Genomic DNA, 15,567 nt, shown 5'->3' on the forward strand with positions numbered 1-15,567 from the left:
CTTAATCTATTCACTATTAACCGGCTTTATTGAGTCTCACTTTTTGTTGCATCCATTCCTCTTTTTTGAATTTTTGATTGCCTTTGGTAGCTGATGGACTACTCAATATTTTATAAATTTCGGGGTGATCAGGAAATCTTTGTAGATAATTCTTCAGGTCTTCCCAGTCTGTAACCTGATCATTTTTATCCAGGAAACCATAACCCAGGTAATAACCGGCTTCTACCATAATGATACTCAATTCCTGTTCTGATTTTCCCTTGCCAATAAGAATGTAATCACTTTTTTCTGCATCGCACGCTTCAATAAACTGATCAACCTTTTTATTATGAATCTCTGCACTTTCCTTTCCTACACAAGCACCATCACATTCTTTAATTTTATAGTCGAAACACTCAGCCGGAGCCGACTGATAACCTGCCATTTTAGGACAGACATTTAATTGCTTACTTTTCTCTACCAGAAAGTGAAAAGCAGCTGCATGATTGGCAAAGCGCATTACAGTTTTCATTCCAGGTTGCTTTCTGCCAATCTGTAATCTTTTGTAACCTAGTCTGTCTTCATAAAGAAATATAGCGAATCCCGGATTATTGTTCTTTTGGGCACTGTTAAATCTGGGCCAATGCTTTCGTATTTCGTGAGACTCATGCAATAAGGCAATCAGTTCATTGCCTGTTAAGAGGTAATCCACATGATATATGTCTTTTTGAAATGATTGTTTAGTAACTTCGGCTTTCTTACCTCCAAAATGATTGCTTACTCTCTTTTTAATATCCTTTGCTTTGCCCACATAAATAATCTTATTCTTATTATTTAAGAAATAATATACACCGGGAGAATGGGGGAGCGCCTCAAAAACTTCTTTATCTAAATTTTCAGGAATATTTACATTGGTGGCGTTCTTTTTAAGCGTTTTTGATATTACATCTTCATGATCATTAGCAACTAACTGAGTAAATAACTCTGCGGTAGCAATAGCATCTCCATAGGCTCGGTGCCTATCATTTATAATAATATTTCTTTGGCTGCATAAGTTACCGAGGCTGTAGCTCTTATAGCCCGGGAAAATTTTTCTACTTAGGCGTACTGTGCATAATTTCTTCAGTTGGAGAGGAAAGCCCAACTCAGCAAAAGCTTTTTGTACAAAGGAGTAGTCAAAATTAACACTATGAGCAACAAAAATATTATCTTTAAGAAGTTCGTAGATGGTTTTTGCTTCCTCATAAAATTTGGGAGCATCTTCTACCATTGCATCACTTATGCCGTGAATGGCCTGCACCCCAATAGGAATTGCTCTCTCGGGATTAATCAGACTTTGATATTCCTTTACTACTTTTTCGCCATCATGCAAAATAATGGCGATTTCACAGATTCTGTTTCTTTCTGCGTAACCGCCTGTAGTTTCTATATCAACTATTGCGTACAAATTCTATTTTGAAAAATGCTAAAATTAGATTTACTCCGTCCAGCTCATAGGGTATTTTTTATCCAAAAACTCCTTACCCTCATTAGTGACAAACAGAGGCTTGAAAGTATCTAACATTACAGCGAGCTCTTCAGTTTCCTTTGCACCAATACTTTTTTCTACTGTGCCCGGATGAGGTCCGTGTGGTAAACCGCCAGGGTGTAAGGTAAAAGAACCTCTGTCTATCCCTTTTCTACTCATAAAGTTACCTTCCACATAATAAAGCACTTCATCGGAATCAATATTACTGTGATTATAGGGTGCCGGTATGGATTTAGGATGATAATCAAACAGCCTTGGTACGAATGAGCAAATCACGAAATTGTGGGCCTGAAAAGTTTGGTGTACCGGTGGTGGCTGATGAATTCGGCCGGTAATGGGTTCAAAATCATGGATTGATAGTGTATAAGGATACAAAAAACCGTCCCATCCTACTAAATCAAAAGGACTATGCTCATATATATAATGATGAATATAGCCGCCTTTTTTAATTTTTAAATGATACTCTCCTTTACTTTCTTCAGTAATTAATTCCTGAGGTGGGTGAATGTCTCTTTCACAATATGGAGAGTGTTCCAGCAACTGACCTAGCTGATTTCTGTATCGCTTTACTGTTTCAACAGGGCTTGCTGATTCAATTACCAGGTACCTTACTTCACCTGCATCCCAATCTAATTTGTAAATGGTTGTGCGTGGTATTACTACATAATCACCAGCCTTAATGCTTAATTTACCGAATTGTGAATACAAATGACCACTTCCATCGTGAATAAATAATAGTTCATCGGCTTCTGCATTTTTGTAATAATAATCCATGCTTCTACGGCTTGGCATACAGAGCGCCATTGAAACATCATTGTTCATCAAAAGTACTTTTCTGGCATCTAAAAAATCAGTACCTGTATTAGTGACTTTGGATGTATTTAAGTGAACCTGCTGTAAAGGGAAATCCTTATCCGGTGTAGCCCCATAAGCCACGGATTCTTTAATAGCTTTTACTCTGGTTGGTGGATTAATATGATACAGGTTGGAATAAATCCCTGAAAACCCTTCTGAGCTCACTAATTCTTCAGCATACAAACTTCCATCGGGTTGCCTGAACTGCGTGTGTCTCTTATGGGGGATATTTCCTTTCTTTACATAATACGCCATAAATTTTTATTTTTTAGCCAATGTCTCGGCTCTGTCAAAAAGTTTTAATGCTTCTTTAAAAATTTCATTTTGTTGATTAATGATAGGGTAGAAGCCTTCATTGTTCCATACATTTCTGGCTATGTAAGCCTTTGTATAGATTTTAATTAATTTTTTAGACTTTTCAAACTGGGCAGAGTCAAATTTCACATCATTGCTTTCTGCTAACTTCATCAAATCACTTAGCATTGTGTCAGTTACCTCAAAATTACTGATGTAATCTTCTTTACCCATGTTTTCCAACATCTTCTTATTTCTCTCATGGTAAGAAAAAGTGTATTGTCTCAAACTATTGCTGTAGAAAAGCTTGTTTAGGTAATCAGAATTGGCAGCAGTATCAAGCGCTACAAAGTAATCGGGCATTATACCCCCGCCTCCATATACCACCCTTCCTTTTTCTGTAGTGTACTTTAATGAGTCAGCAAATTGAATGCTATCAGCCACAAAATACTCCCCATGCTCATAGCGTTGCAGCATTTCTTTTTGATACTCTGCTGGGGTTTCTCCAAATGGTTTCTGAATTGACCTCCCACTAGGTGTATAATATTTAGAGATAGTTAAACGAAGTTCTGAGCCATCTTGTAGCGGAATTGGCATTTGAACAAGCCCTTTTCCAAAAGATCTTCTCCCAACAATTAAACCTCTGTCGTTATCCTGGATAGCTCCTGAAACAATTTCAGAAGCGGAGGCACTGCCCTCATTAATTAATACTATCAATGGGCTTTTCTCAAATATGCCCTCTTTAATAGCTCTTGCCTCTGAGTTGAATCTCTTCTCTTTTCCTTTTGTATATACTATCATAGCATTATTTGAAAGAAACTCATCGGCCATGCTAATCGCTTTATCCATATAGCCACCAGGGTTATCCTGTAAGTCCAGAATCAGTTTCTGAAGTCCTTTAGATTTTAAATCTTTAAGGGCCTCGATAAATTCTGTATAGGTAGTAGCAGAAAAACGGCTAACTTTAATGTAGCCTATCTCATCATCCACCATGTAGCTGGCATCCACAGAAAATTGTGGTATTTTATCCCTTACAATTGTGTATTGCATTGGGGCATCAGCATTCCTTCTTAAAATGCTAACTTCTACTTCACTGCCCTTTTCTCCTCTCAGATATTCATGAACCTGTCTGTTGGTTAATCCAATACCAGCAATATTTTCTCCATTTACACTAATGATTTTATCTCCTGATTGCAGGCCTGCAGATTCAGAAGGGCCACCACTTAATGGGGCCACTACGTAAAGAGTATCTTTAAAAATATTAAACTCTATCCCTATTCCTTCATAATTTCCCCTTAAATCCGCAGAAACCATTTCTAAATCTTTGGCAGGGATATAAGAAGTATGGGGGTCCAGTTTTTTAAGCATTCCCTCTATTGCGCTATTAACCAACTCCTCACTGTCAACTTCTTCAACGTAATTTTGATCTATCTGAAAAAGAATTTCTTTTATTCTGGAAATACCTTCAAGCACTGTACCTTTTGAGCTTTCAGGGTTGGCCATGGTTGCACCAATTAAAATACCTGCAGCCAGAGTACTGAAAACTATTAAAGGTAATTTCACCTGAAATGAACTATTATTTATCTTACTCACGTTTATAAAATTTTTATTCTAACAAATAACGCATAAATTTAGTAAATCGTTGAATTGAAAAGCCTTAAAATTTCAATTACCTTTGTACAATAGCTTAAATTAATAAAAGTGGAATATTCTCAAAAAAAGATAAAGGAATTAGTAGCTGAAAATTATGTTTTCGCCTCCGTTCTCTATTATCTGGGTGTGGATTATTATGAATATGAGGAGGATACTCTGGAGAAAGTATGTAATCTGAAAGGATTGCAGGTCCATCATGTAACTGATGAATTAGAGAGGATAACCTCTAACGAGGAAATAGCCAATCTGAAATTATTGTCATTTCCCATTGACCTGGTAATAAGCTACCTTAAGCACAGCCATTTCATTTTTATTAAAAAGGACCTTCCTTTTTTAGTGAAGCTCATTAATAATTCAAAATCGATGGATCCTCTCTTTGTGCCCATTGAGCAGGAGTTAAAAGACGTTTTCCCATTATTTGTTGAAGATTTCGTTCATCATATTTATGAAGAAGAAGATACACTTTTTGAGCATATTCTTCAGTTGAAGAAGATAGAAGAAAGAAAATTAAACCCTTCTACATTTTTCTATCAGAGAGCGCAGTTCAGTATGCAGAAATTTGCTATAGATCATGAAGTGCATGACGATGAGATGAAAGGAATCAGGTTTTTAATGGATCAGTATCCTATCACTCAAACCACTGAACTGAATACTAAGGTCTTGTTTTCTGAATTAGAGCGCTTTGAGGAAAAGCTAAAAGTGCATGCTAAAATTGAAAACGAGATTTTATTTCCTAAAGCTTTAATGTTGGAGAAACAGGTTAGAAAACAATTTGAAACTGTTATTCGAAGCAATTAAAAGTGGCTAGGATTTTAGCAATTGATTATGGAAATAAAAGAGTAGGGATAGCTGTAACAGACCCTATTAAAATAATTGCCTCCCCTCTGGACACTGTTCACTCTAAAGATGTTATATCTTTTCTTACAACTTACTTTTCCAAAGAAGAAGTTGAAGCAGTAGTGGTGGGGTACCCTACTAATGAAGAGGGGGAAGCAACTGATGCCACAAGGCAGGTTCAGGCATTTATTAATCTTTTCAGGAAGAAATTTCCAAATATGCCTTTACATTTGCAGGACGAAAGCTTCAGTTCTCAAATGGCATTGCAGTCAATGATTGCTGCAGGATCCAACAGAAAGCAACGGAACAAAAAGTCCGGCAATATTGATAAGGTAAGTGCCGCAATAATTTTACAACAATATTTAGAAGAAAATTAGTATGATTTACCCTATTGTGGCTTATGGCCATCCTATATTAAAGAAAAAAGCGATAGATATTGAAAAGGATGAACTTGATGTTAAAACATTGGTGGATGATATGTTTGAAACCATGTACAACGCCAATGGAGTAGGGCTTGCTGCTCCTCAAATTGGAAAGGGAATCCGATTATTTGTGATTGATACTGAGCCTATTGATGATAACGATGAGGCTAAAATTAAGCAAGCTTTTATTAATCCTGAAATATTATCTGAAGAGGGGGAAGAGTGGGCATATGAAGAAGGATGCTTAAGTATACCTAACATCAGAGAAGATGTTTTTCGTCAGGAAAAGATCAGGATAAGGTACAGGGATTTAGACTGGAAAGAGCATGAAGAAGATTTTGAGGGGTTTAATGCCAGGGTAATTCAACATGAATACGACCATATTGAAGGAGTGCTGTTTACTGATCATGTTTCTGCTTTTAAAAAGAGATTATTGAAAGGAAAGCTGGCTAATATTAGCAAGGGTAAGGTGAGTGCAGACTATAAAATGTTATTTCCTCAGAAAAAATAATCAAAATATATGAGAGAGATGTGAGAAACGTCTCATGTAATATTCCTCTTTAGATTATTCGATAATTGCAGAACTGATTATATAATTTTGGCAATGATAAGTCTAAAGTGATAACTCAAAAATGCTGGCAGCATTATTGTTATATTGATATTTTGAATCTTAGAGTAAAATAAAGCGCGCAAACAATGAATAGATTAAGGAAAGTGTTTCTCTCCCTCTCAATGGCATTTCTTTCAACCGGTTTTCTGGTTGCACAAAAAACTGCTGAGCAATACATAGATTATGGTATTAAAAAGCTCGAAAATAATGAGTTCATGGAAGCCATCGTTAGCTTCAATGAAGCCATTTCTGTGAATAATAAATCATACCAGGCATACTACATGCGGGGGAATATTAAACAGCAGTTTTCTGATGTACATGGTGCCATGAAAGATTATAACACTGCTATTGAAATAAACCCCAAGTTGACTGAGGCTTATTTTGAAAGAGGGAATGTTAAATACCTCCTGCAGGATTATTATGGAGCAATTGATGATTACACAAGAACGATTGAACTGAATGAAAATAATCTGGATGCCTATTACAAAAGAGGGCAGGCTAAGCAGCAACTTGAGGCTTATCAGGATGCCATTAACGACTGTACCCAAATTTTATCCAAAGATACTAATAATGTAGATGCCTACTTTTTAAGAGGGGTGTTAAGAATAGAGTATGGTCAGCTTTCAGAAGGTTGTCTTGATTTAAGTAAAGCAGGTGAGTTGGGCGACTTAAAAGCGTATGAAATGATTCGGGAAAAGTGCAATGATGCACGAAGCTCTCCTAGAAAATAACTCTTCAAAACTTTCAAACCGCTCTTAGGAGAGCGGTTTTTTTTATTTCTTGGTTTTTACTTTATCCCACGGCTTAATCTGCCAATAAATTAATCCTGTACTGAGATGGTTTTCTTTCTCATCGTAGAGTTTGATCTCACAGGGAATTACAACAGCATCATTTTTTTGTAAAGGCTCTTCAACTTTTTCTTTCACCCAATTAGCATCAATCGAAAATTCAGCATAGGCATTCATTTTACCTTGGAAATGATAATCCATTTCAAGCTTTTGCATAATAATGCGGTATTTCTTTGCATCCAGCTTATATAAAATCATTAAGCCAGTAGTGAATTCGGAAACGGTGGCCATAGCGCAGGCATGGATGCCCTTAATATGATTAAGATTTCTCCTTTTATAAGGAAGTTTAGTCCTTACTTTATCTTCCTGAATGCTAATTAATTGAAAACCATGAGGCTTGTTAAAAGGGATCATATAATCCAGACCTCTGTTGAGTACCCATAAATAGAATTTTGACTGGCTTGCCTTCCTGATTAGCTGATTCAGATTCATAATGTTGTTGATTAAATCGGATTGAAGTAGATTTGGTTAATAGAAGTTGATTTTAAAATGACCAATGTCGTTTAAAACCTTCTATTTTTCAAATGAAAGATTTTTTAAGTTACAAAGTAAGCGCAGAATGATCAGTTTTTGGGAGAGAGAGCATTTTACAAAGTTTAATTTTATAGTGGTAGGAGGAGGTATAGTGGGCTGCTCCACGGCTTATCATTTAGCTAAGAGATATCCTAAAGCATCCATTGCTTTGCTGGAAAGAGGTATTTTTCCATCAGGGGCCAGTACTAAAAATGCAGGGTTTGCCTGCTTTGGCAGTTTAACTGAGCTGGCAGATGATCTTCCTAAACTGGGAGAAGAAAACCTGCTGGCACTTGTAGAAAAGCGATGGTTGGGACTTCAAAAGCTCAGAAGTACATTGGGTGACCAAACCATAGATTATCAAAATAATGGAGGATATGAGTTAATAAGGCAGAAGGAGATTCCTGCGTTGGATAGGATTGATTACTTTAATCAGCTTCTTAAAAATATTTTTGCAGAGAATGTTTTTAAGGAAAATAGAAATCTGGTGAATCAGTTTGGATTTTCTTCTGAAAAAATAAACTCAGTAGTGAGTAACCAGTATGAGGGTCAAATAAATACTGGTAAAATGATGAAAGCCTGGTGGGAAATCTGTGCGCAGCAAGGAATTAAAATTTTCACGGGATGCCAGGTGACGAAAATTGAAGAACAACAGATGGTAGAGGTTGAAGTCGTTGATGCTGCGGATGGGAAACCCCTTTATTTTAAAGCTGAAAAGGTAGCTATATGCACCAATGCTTTCAGCAAACAGTTTCTCCCCAACGAAACTATTAATCCCGGAAGAGGAATGGTTATGATTACTGATCCTATTGACAAACTAAAACCGAAAGGAGTTTTTCATTATGATGAAGGCTTTTTTTATTTCAGAAATGTGGGAAGCAGATTATTAATAGGGGGAGGACGTAATCTGGATATGGAAACTGAAAGTACTTTAGAACCTGGAATTAATCCAAAAATAAAGCAAAGGATATTAGATGATATTACTGAGCTAATTTTACCTCGTCAATCTTTCAGCATAGATATGGAATGGTCAGGTATTATGGCATTTGGAAAAAATAAATCACCGCTTGTAAAAAAAGTAACAGACAAAATTGTGGTTGGCGCGCGATTAGGAGGTATGGGAGTTGCCATTGGAACTCAAATAGGAGAGGAAATACAAAGATTATTGAATGACTGATGTATAATTTTTATTATATTTCGAATTCAATTTAAAAATTTAGTCAGAAAATAGCCACATGACGGAAACGCAGAGAAAGCCTAGCTTGCTGGAAGCTTTAATACCCATCATTTTTTTAATAGTACTTCTTAGTCTAAATGTTTACTATTTTGGAGATGCTACATTAGATGGTTCTAATCAAATAGCACTGATTTTAGCAGCGGGCGTTGCAGCCATAGTCGCCTTAAGGATTGGCTACAGCTGGACTCACATGCTGGACGGGATAGTGGAAAGTATCAGTTCTGCGATGTCTTCAATATTAATTCTTTTGTTAATTGGAGCTTTGGCTGGTACCTGGCTCTTAAGCGGTATTGTGCCCGCCATGATTTACTACGGGCTTGAGATCTTAAACCCAACCATATTTCTATTTGCTGCTTGCGTGGTAAGTGCTATTGTTTCAGTGGCTACAGGAAGTTCCTGGAGTACTATAGCAACACTTGGTATTGCACTTTTAGGGATAGGCCAAACATTGGGACTGGGCGAAGGCGTAGTAGCTGGTGCTATTATTTCAGGTGCTTACTTCGGAGATAAAATGTCGCCTTTAAGTGATACCACCAATTTGGCACCTGCAATGGCCGGAACTGATTTATTTACCCACATTAAATACATGGCCTATACAACCGGGCCTACCTTTTTGATCACCTTAATCATTTTTCTGGTATGGGGCTTTATGAATAGCTCTGAAGCAGATATTCAACAAATTGGAATGGTACAGTCCGCTATCCAGACAAAATTTAATATCAATGGCTGGTTATTTCTAGTGCCTGCAGCCGTTATTGCTATGATTGTAAGAAAAATATCAGCCATTCCGGCTTTATTAATTGGTTCATTACTGGGTGGGGTATTTGCTATTATTTTTCAACCTCAGATAGTAGAGTCTATCGCAGGCGAAGCGAGTAGTTTCTTTGAGTCCTCCTATAAAGCGGTGATGCTAGCCATGTATGGAGATATTAGCATCAACACAGATAATGCAATGGTGAATGAGTTGCTGTCTACTGGTGGAATGGCGGGTATGTTAAATACTATCTGGTTAATTATGTGTGCTATGGTATTTGGGGGAATTATGGAGTCCACAAAGATGTTAAGAACAATAACAGCCTCTATAATTAAATTAGCAAACTCTACAGGGTCATTGGTGGCTTCTACAGCAGGAACATGCGTGTTTTTCAATATAACTGCTTCAGATCAGTACCTGGCCATAGTTGTACCTGGTAGAATGTTTGCGGAAACCTATAGAGAAAGAGGTTTAAAACCGGAAGTATTGAGTAGAACATTAGAAGATTCAGGAACTGTTACCAGCGTACTAATTCCCTGGAATACCTGTGGAGCCACGCAGTCGTCTGTTTTGGGAGTTTCCACATGGGTATATGCTCCTTATTGCTTTTTTAATATTATCAGCCCGTTTATGACCATCCTTTTTGCTTACCTGAATATTAAAATAAGAAGATTTACCGATAAATGAGTTTAGTTTTAGAAATTACTAAAGAAGCTATCAATGAGCTACCGCTTTGGAAGTTCGAGGGCGAAATAAAAGTTTTAGAAAAAGATGAAGATTGGGAAGAGGTAATTCCAAAACTATGGAGAGCTTCTGTTTTAGGGTTTGATACTGAAGCAAAACCTGCTTTTAAAAAGGGGGTCTATAATCCTGTTTCCTTAATTCAATTAGCTACTGAAGAGGAGGTTTTTGTAATAAGAAACCTTTTATGTGGTTTCCCTGGTGATCTTGTAAGGATATTTGAAGACCCCTCAATAATAAAAGTAGGAGCAGGCATCCGTGATGACATCAAAGATTTGCAAAAGTTAAGAAAATTTGAGCCACAGGGCTTTGAGGATATTAGCACTATTGCAGAACAAAACAATGTAAAGCAAATAGGAGCTAAAAATTTAACAGCTATTTTCTTAAATAAGAGAATTTCGAAGGCGCAACAGACTTCTAACTGGGAGAGAGAACAACTGTCTCAAGCGCAGCTGGATTATGCTGCTACTGATGCCTATTTATGCCTGAAAGTATATCAGGAGTTTCAAAAACTTGAATGGGTTTAGCGTTTATCAGGGATTTAAGAAAATAGCCTATTGTTTTCTGAGCTTAAGAGCATTGTTAAAGTGGTTTCCAAGCTTACGCGAACCTTTAATCAGTAAATTGAGATAATAGATTTTAAAAGCGTTTAAATTTTAACTACTCTTTTTTCTTCAAGTTTAATTTTATAGATGCAGGAGTAATATATTTTTCAAAGCTCATCTGCTTTCTACTACTATCACTCTCTATTTCCATCTCTGACTAAATGGTTAGGTGGCCTCTTTGTCTGTGTTTTCCGAAAGTGTATAAAATAACTTAATATTCCTGCTTAATAACTATAAGTAATTGATATTTAGATTTAATACTGGATAGAAGTTAGAAATAATCTCTAAAAATATAGTTGTTACACTAACAATTTCTTTATTTTGTTGTTTAATCCGAGGAGAGAATTATTTATATGGAGATTTCTGTAAAAAACTTTCAAAAATACTGTAATAGTCTGGTCAAATACAGCCGCAGAGAAACTATTCCTGTAAAAGTAGGTGACATCACTATTGGGGGTAACCATCCCATTGTGTTGCAGTCAATGACTACTGTTGATACAATGGATACAGAAGGGTCTATAGAGCAATCTATCAGGATGATAGAAGCTGGCTGTCAGTTGGTCAGAATTACAGCACCCTCCATTAAAGAGGCAGAAAATTTACGGGCAATAAAAGCCGGATTAGTAGCCAGAGGCTATAACACGCCATTGGTGGCGGATATTCATTTTACCCCTAATGCTGCGGAATTAGCGGCAAAAATTGTAGAAAAGGTTAGGGTAAACCCGGGTAATTATGCCGATAAAAAGAAATTTGAAACAATTGAATATACTGAAGAGGGCTACTCAGAAGAGCTTGACAGAATAAGAAAAAGATTCGCCCCTCTGGTGAAAATCTGCAAAGATCATGGCACAGCCATGCGCATAGGCACAAACCATGGTTCCTTATCAGACAGAATCATGAGCCGATATGGTGATACACCTTTTGGAATGGTTGAATCTGCTTTGGAATTTATTAGAATCTGTGAAGACATGGAATATTATAATATTGTAGTTTCCATGAAATCCAGTAATCCGCAGGTGATGGTGCAGGCCTACAGGTTACTGGTGCAAAAGCTGGATGAGGAAGGTTTAAAGCCTTACCCATTACATTTGGGTGTTACAGAAGCAGGTGAAGCAGAAGATGGCAGAATTAAATCCTCCGTAGGGATCGGCACGCTTTTAGAAGACGGTTTGGGCGATACTATCCGTGTTTCTTTAACAGAGGAGCCGGAATATGAAATACCTGTTGCCAAAGTATTAGCAGATAGATATGAAAACAGGTCATCCCATGATGCGATACCCGAAATAACTGATTGTCCTTTTAATCCCTTTGAATACGAAAAACGAGTAAGTAGAAAAGTAATAAACATAGGAGCTAAAGAAGTACCTGTTGTAATGGCAGATTTTTCTCTGAAAAAAGAAATTACTCCTGCCTCCCTTTTCGCAGTAGGTTACAATTACTCTGTCCCTCTCGATAAGTGGTCTATTTCTGACCTGGCTTGCGATTATGTTTTCACTTACAATAAAACTATAGATTTTGAGATTCCCGGCACTTTAGGTATAGTACATGAGTACAATACATGGTTAAAAGAAAAGAACAAAGACAGAAGGTATCCATTTATTAATGCTAAAGATTTCTTAGGTGGTGTAGAAAAGCATCCCTCTCTTAATTTTATCTATGCTACTTTGTCTGAATTGGATAAGTCATTAATTGAGGCATTAAAAAGTGATAAAACCACTGTGCTACTAATTGATACCTACAATGAGCATGGTATGGCTGAACAAAGGCGTCTGTTTGTAGAACTGATTCAGTCAGCATGCGATGTTCCGGTAATAATAGGAAGAGCCTACAAAGATTTATCAATTGAAAAGCTACAGTTATATGCCGCTACCGATATAGGGGCTCTGCTGATTGATGGCATGGGAGATGGTGTGTTTATAGCTGCTGAAAATTGTGGGGGAGATAAGGCTGTTAACGAGACAGCTTTCAATATTCTGCAAGCGAGTAGAACCAGGATATCAAAAACTGAATATATTTCCTGTCCTTCCTGTGGCCGCACCTTATTTGACCTGCAGGAAACTACTGCTATGATACGATCACGCACCAATCACCTCAAGGGGGTTAAAATTGGTATTATGGGTTGTATTGTAAACGGCCCTGGTGAAATGGCAGATGCAGATTATGGCTATGTGGGATCCGGAAAAGGAAAAATAACGCTATATAAAGGGCAGGAGGTAGTGAAGAAAAGTGTACCTTCTGAAAAAGCTGTTGATGAATTAATAGAGATAATCAGAAAAGATGGCATGTGGCTAGAACCTGAAACAGCCTAACGTTGTTAGCAGTTGAGAAATAAGAATATTTATGAAGAATCAGAGAGACTTAGAAAACCTGAACAAAGAGAATACCGGAAGCTGGAAAAAATATTTTCAATTAGGAGAAGTTTTTACTTATATGGGTAGACTTTTCGGGAAGAAAGATCCTAATGCCCCTTCCAACATCAATTTGAAAATGATGCACGGCATCAATAAAATTTCCATTATTATGTTTTTAATTGCTATAATTGTGATGACAGTTCGTGCAATTATGAGATAATGAATATTGAAGAGTTTCGAAATTACTGCCTTCAAAAATATGGTGCTACGGAAGAATTCCCTTTCGATGAAAACACTTTGGTGTTTAAAGTAATGGGGAAAATGTTCGCTTTGGTAGATGTAGATTTGTTTCAAAGCATTAACCTAAAATGTGATCCGGAAAAGGCCATAGCTTTAAGAGAAAGCTATGAAGCTGTAAAACCTGGCTACCATATGAACAAAACGCATTGGAATACCATTGAAATGGATGGTAGCCTGCCTGATAAAGAGATAAAGCAATGGATTAACCATAGCTATGAATTGGTGGTATCCAAATTGCCTAAAAAGTTACGGGATGAGGTGAATCAGAATATGTAGAATTCTACTCTTCTGTTCAGCTCCCGACCTTCTACTTCATCATCATTTGATGCCAGAGGTCTTTCTTTTCCTTCACAACTAATTTCGATCCTTAAAGGATTTATTCCCATTTCTGCCAATTCCTGCTTCAGGCTTTTGGACCTTCTACAGGAAAGATCAATATTAATATCTTCACCGCCAATGCCATCTGTATGTCCTTCAAGTAATATTTTTGACTGAGGGTTTGCCTCCAGCTCTTTTTTAATTTCACTTAGTAATCCATTGTATTTGTTTTGCACTTTGTCTGAATTAAACCTAAAGTAAACATTTGAGGTTATTTTAACCCCTTTGGGGCCCGGAGGGCCGTATTCCACCGATTTAGTGTTGCCTATACCTAATTTCTCTCCTATCCTGGCAAAGAAGCCAGTCTCTTCTTGCTCTGTTGCAGCAGTTTTCTCCAAAGATTGATTCTTAGTTTCGGTGGTAGTACTTGTTTTCTCAGTAATTGGTGACTGATTAATTACTGCTGCTTCTTTTACTACTTCATTTTGAGAAAGTGGTAATGTGGCTTCTTGATTAGGAGCTGAAGCTATGGCTTTTTCATTCGTTTGAACTTCATTAGAAATTAAAGGTGCCTCAATTGGTGTGGAGGCTGTAGTGCCTGCAATGCTGTTTCTTACCTTAGTTTTTGCTGCAATAATCTTATTTTTAAGCTCATCGGAAAGCGTTGCACGCCAAATATCCCGGTTGGTGGCGCCAGCTGGGTAAGAGTCATAATATAGGTATTGTAGTGTGGGATCAATCGACACGAAAGTTTCTTCAGCTGAGGTGTTAATAACACTTCCCAGGTTTTCAGGCGTAGTCCAATTGTTCCATGAGTCATCTTTTCTATGGCTCATGAACAAGTCAGCACCGCCTTTTCCTTTATGACCATAGCTTGCAAAAAACAGGGTGTTGCCATCTGTGGTAAGAAAAGGAGCGAAATCAGCTTTTTCAGAATTGATGATGTCTCCCATGCTCATTGGGGTGCTAAAAGAATTTTCCTTGGGTTGATAAACGCTGTAATAAAGATCCTGATCACCTTTACTGTCCTTTCTTTCAACAGCCATAATAATCACCTGCTCCTTGAAATTGTAATCGAAATCAACGTAGGGGCTTTTGTTATAGAATCCATCAATAGTCATGTTAGCACCTTTTTTATCTCCTTTTAAAAAGAGGGCCAATTCGGATCGCAATCCTTTATAAGATGCATTTACAAAAACCATTGAATCCCCGCTGGCACTAACTCTGACCAAATCATTCGCCTGTTTATTATTATAGGGCTCGCCTAAATTTGTTGGCTTGGTCCAAACCCCACGGGAATCGTACCTGCTTACCCAAACATCCTGAAAATCTTTGGTACCTCGTATATTATCCGGATGAAATCTTCTGTTTAGGTATAAGTCCTTACCATTATCGGAAATAACAGGCCTAACATCCTGAAAAGAACTATTTACATTTCCGGGGATTCCCTGGGTTGTAACTTTATCTTGTGAAACGGATAAATAGGGAATTAATAGACAAGTAAGATATAGATAAAATTTGCGCACTATTTAAATTTCTAATAACATGTAAATATATCATTGAATTGTAGGATAAACGAATTAATTGGAAGAAATATCACAGGTTTAAATACAAATAATCTTATTTTTCGACCAACATAGTATAACTTAGTATTAAACCAGTGTAGTTTTAAATGGATGATAGTGGATGTAAGGTTTTAGGGTTTTGGTACGGCTTATGCCA

General features: G+C 37.1%; 15 protein-coding genes. 10 read left to right on the forward strand and 5 right to left on the reverse strand.

All coding sequences use genetic code 11. The features are described from left to right. Positions 1-16: 16 nt before the first annotated feature. Genes IEV85_RS07115 through IEV85_RS07125 form a run of 3 tightly spaced genes read right to left on the reverse strand, consistent with a single transcriptional unit; the run spans position 17 to position 4,249 of the window. Positions 17-1,426: an exonuclease domain-containing protein gene (locus tag IEV85_RS07115; RefSeq protein ID WP_188461684.1), complete on the reverse strand. Its 1,410-nt coding sequence runs from the start codon at positions 1,424-1,426 to the stop codon at positions 17-19. A gap of 30 nt (positions 1,427-1,456) precedes the next feature. Further along, positions 1,457-2,617: a homogentisate 1,2-dioxygenase gene (locus IEV85_RS07120; protein WP_188461686.1), complete on the reverse strand. Its 1,161-nt coding sequence runs from the start codon at positions 2,615-2,617 to the stop codon at positions 1,457-1,459. A 6-nt stretch (positions 2,618-2,623) separates the two neighbouring features. Then, the gene (locus IEV85_RS07125) at positions 2,624-4,249 is read right to left on the reverse strand and encodes a S41 family peptidase (protein ID WP_188461688.1); all 1,626 of its coding nucleotides are present in this window, start codon (positions 4,247-4,249) and stop codon (positions 2,624-2,626) included. Between the two features lie 108 nt (positions 4,250-4,357). Between IEV85_RS07125 and IEV85_RS07130 the strand changes: the two genes are divergently transcribed. From IEV85_RS07130 to IEV85_RS07145, 4 genes are all read left to right on the forward strand, one after another. After that, on the forward strand, positions 4,358-5,107 hold the full coding sequence (locus IEV85_RS07130) for an iron-sulfur cluster repair di-iron protein (protein WP_188461690.1): 750 nt from the start codon (positions 4,358-4,360) through the stop codon (positions 5,105-5,107). 2 nt (positions 5,108-5,109) lie between these two features. Beyond that, positions 5,110-5,523, forward strand: a complete 414-nt coding sequence (gene ruvX / locus IEV85_RS07135) for a Holliday junction resolvase RuvX (protein WP_188461692.1) — start codon at positions 5,110-5,112, stop codon at positions 5,521-5,523. Position 5,524: 1 nt separating this feature from the next. Further along, positions 5,525-6,079 (forward strand): peptide deformylase, encoded by a 555-nt coding sequence (gene def, locus IEV85_RS07140; RefSeq protein WP_188461694.1) that lies wholly within the window; start codon positions 5,525-5,527, stop codon positions 6,077-6,079. A 185-nt stretch (positions 6,080-6,264) separates the two neighbouring features. After that, positions 6,265-6,909: a tetratricopeptide repeat protein gene (locus IEV85_RS07145; RefSeq protein ID WP_188461696.1), complete on the forward strand. Its 645-nt coding sequence runs from the start codon at positions 6,265-6,267 to the stop codon at positions 6,907-6,909. Positions 6,910-6,951: 42 nt separating this feature from the next. Here the strand turns inward: IEV85_RS07145 and IEV85_RS07150 are convergent, their stop codons facing one another. Beyond that, entirely contained in the window at positions 6,952-7,458 is a 507-nt protein-coding gene (locus IEV85_RS07150) for a DUF4442 domain-containing protein (protein WP_188461698.1), read from the reverse strand. Positions 7,459-7,585: 127 nt separating this feature from the next. Here IEV85_RS07150 and IEV85_RS07155 point away from each other — a divergent pair, with 127 nt between their 5' ends. The 6 genes from IEV85_RS07155 to IEV85_RS07180 all read left to right on the forward strand — a co-directional run bounded on the left by IEV85_RS07155 (position 7,586) and on the right by IEV85_RS07180 (position 13,803). After that, positions 7,586-8,716, forward strand: coding sequence for an NAD(P)/FAD-dependent oxidoreductase (locus IEV85_RS07155; RefSeq protein WP_188461700.1), 1,131 nt, complete (start codon positions 7,586-7,588; stop codon positions 8,714-8,716). Between the two features lie 58 nt (positions 8,717-8,774). Then, positions 8,775-10,217 carry a Na+/H+ antiporter NhaC gene (nhaC, locus tag IEV85_RS07160; RefSeq protein ID WP_188461702.1) on the forward strand — a complete coding sequence of 481 codons (1,443 nt, stop codon included), beginning with the start codon at positions 8,775-8,777 and terminating at the stop codon, positions 10,215-10,217. Beyond that, a complete protein-coding gene (locus IEV85_RS07165) occupies positions 10,214-10,798 on the forward strand; it encodes a 3'-5' exonuclease (protein WP_188461704.1) in 585 nt (194 codons plus the stop codon). Before nhaC ends, IEV85_RS07165 begins: the two co-directional genes overlap by 4 nt. Positions 10,799-11,229: 431 nt before the next feature. Beyond that, positions 11,230-13,185 carry a (E)-4-hydroxy-3-methylbut-2-enyl-diphosphate synthase gene (gene ispG / locus IEV85_RS07170; protein ID WP_188461705.1) on the forward strand — a complete coding sequence of 652 codons (1,956 nt, stop codon included), beginning with the start codon at positions 11,230-11,232 and terminating at the stop codon, positions 13,183-13,185. A 31-nt stretch (positions 13,186-13,216) separates the two neighbouring features. Then, positions 13,217-13,447, forward strand: coding sequence for a DUF6728 family protein (locus tag IEV85_RS07175; protein ID WP_188461708.1), 231 nt, complete (start codon positions 13,217-13,219; stop codon positions 13,445-13,447). Continuing rightward, positions 13,447-13,803: an MmcQ/YjbR family DNA-binding protein gene (locus IEV85_RS07180; RefSeq protein WP_188461710.1), complete on the forward strand. Its 357-nt coding sequence runs from the start codon at positions 13,447-13,449 to the stop codon at positions 13,801-13,803. Before IEV85_RS07175 ends, IEV85_RS07180 begins: the two co-directional genes overlap by 1 nt. Here the strand turns inward: IEV85_RS07180 and IEV85_RS07185 are convergent. Next, on the reverse strand, positions 13,791-15,371 hold the full coding sequence (locus IEV85_RS07185) for an OmpA family protein (RefSeq protein WP_188461712.1): 1,581 nt from the start codon (positions 15,369-15,371) through the stop codon (positions 13,791-13,793). The genes IEV85_RS07180 and IEV85_RS07185 overlap by 13 nt on opposite strands. Between the last annotated feature and the right edge of the window lie 196 nt (positions 15,372-15,567).

It is taken from the genome of Marivirga lumbricoides (genome assembly GCF_014636295.1).
GTDB classification, from domain to species: Bacteria; Bacteroidota; Bacteroidia; order Cytophagales; family Cyclobacteriaceae; genus Marivirga; species Marivirga lumbricoides.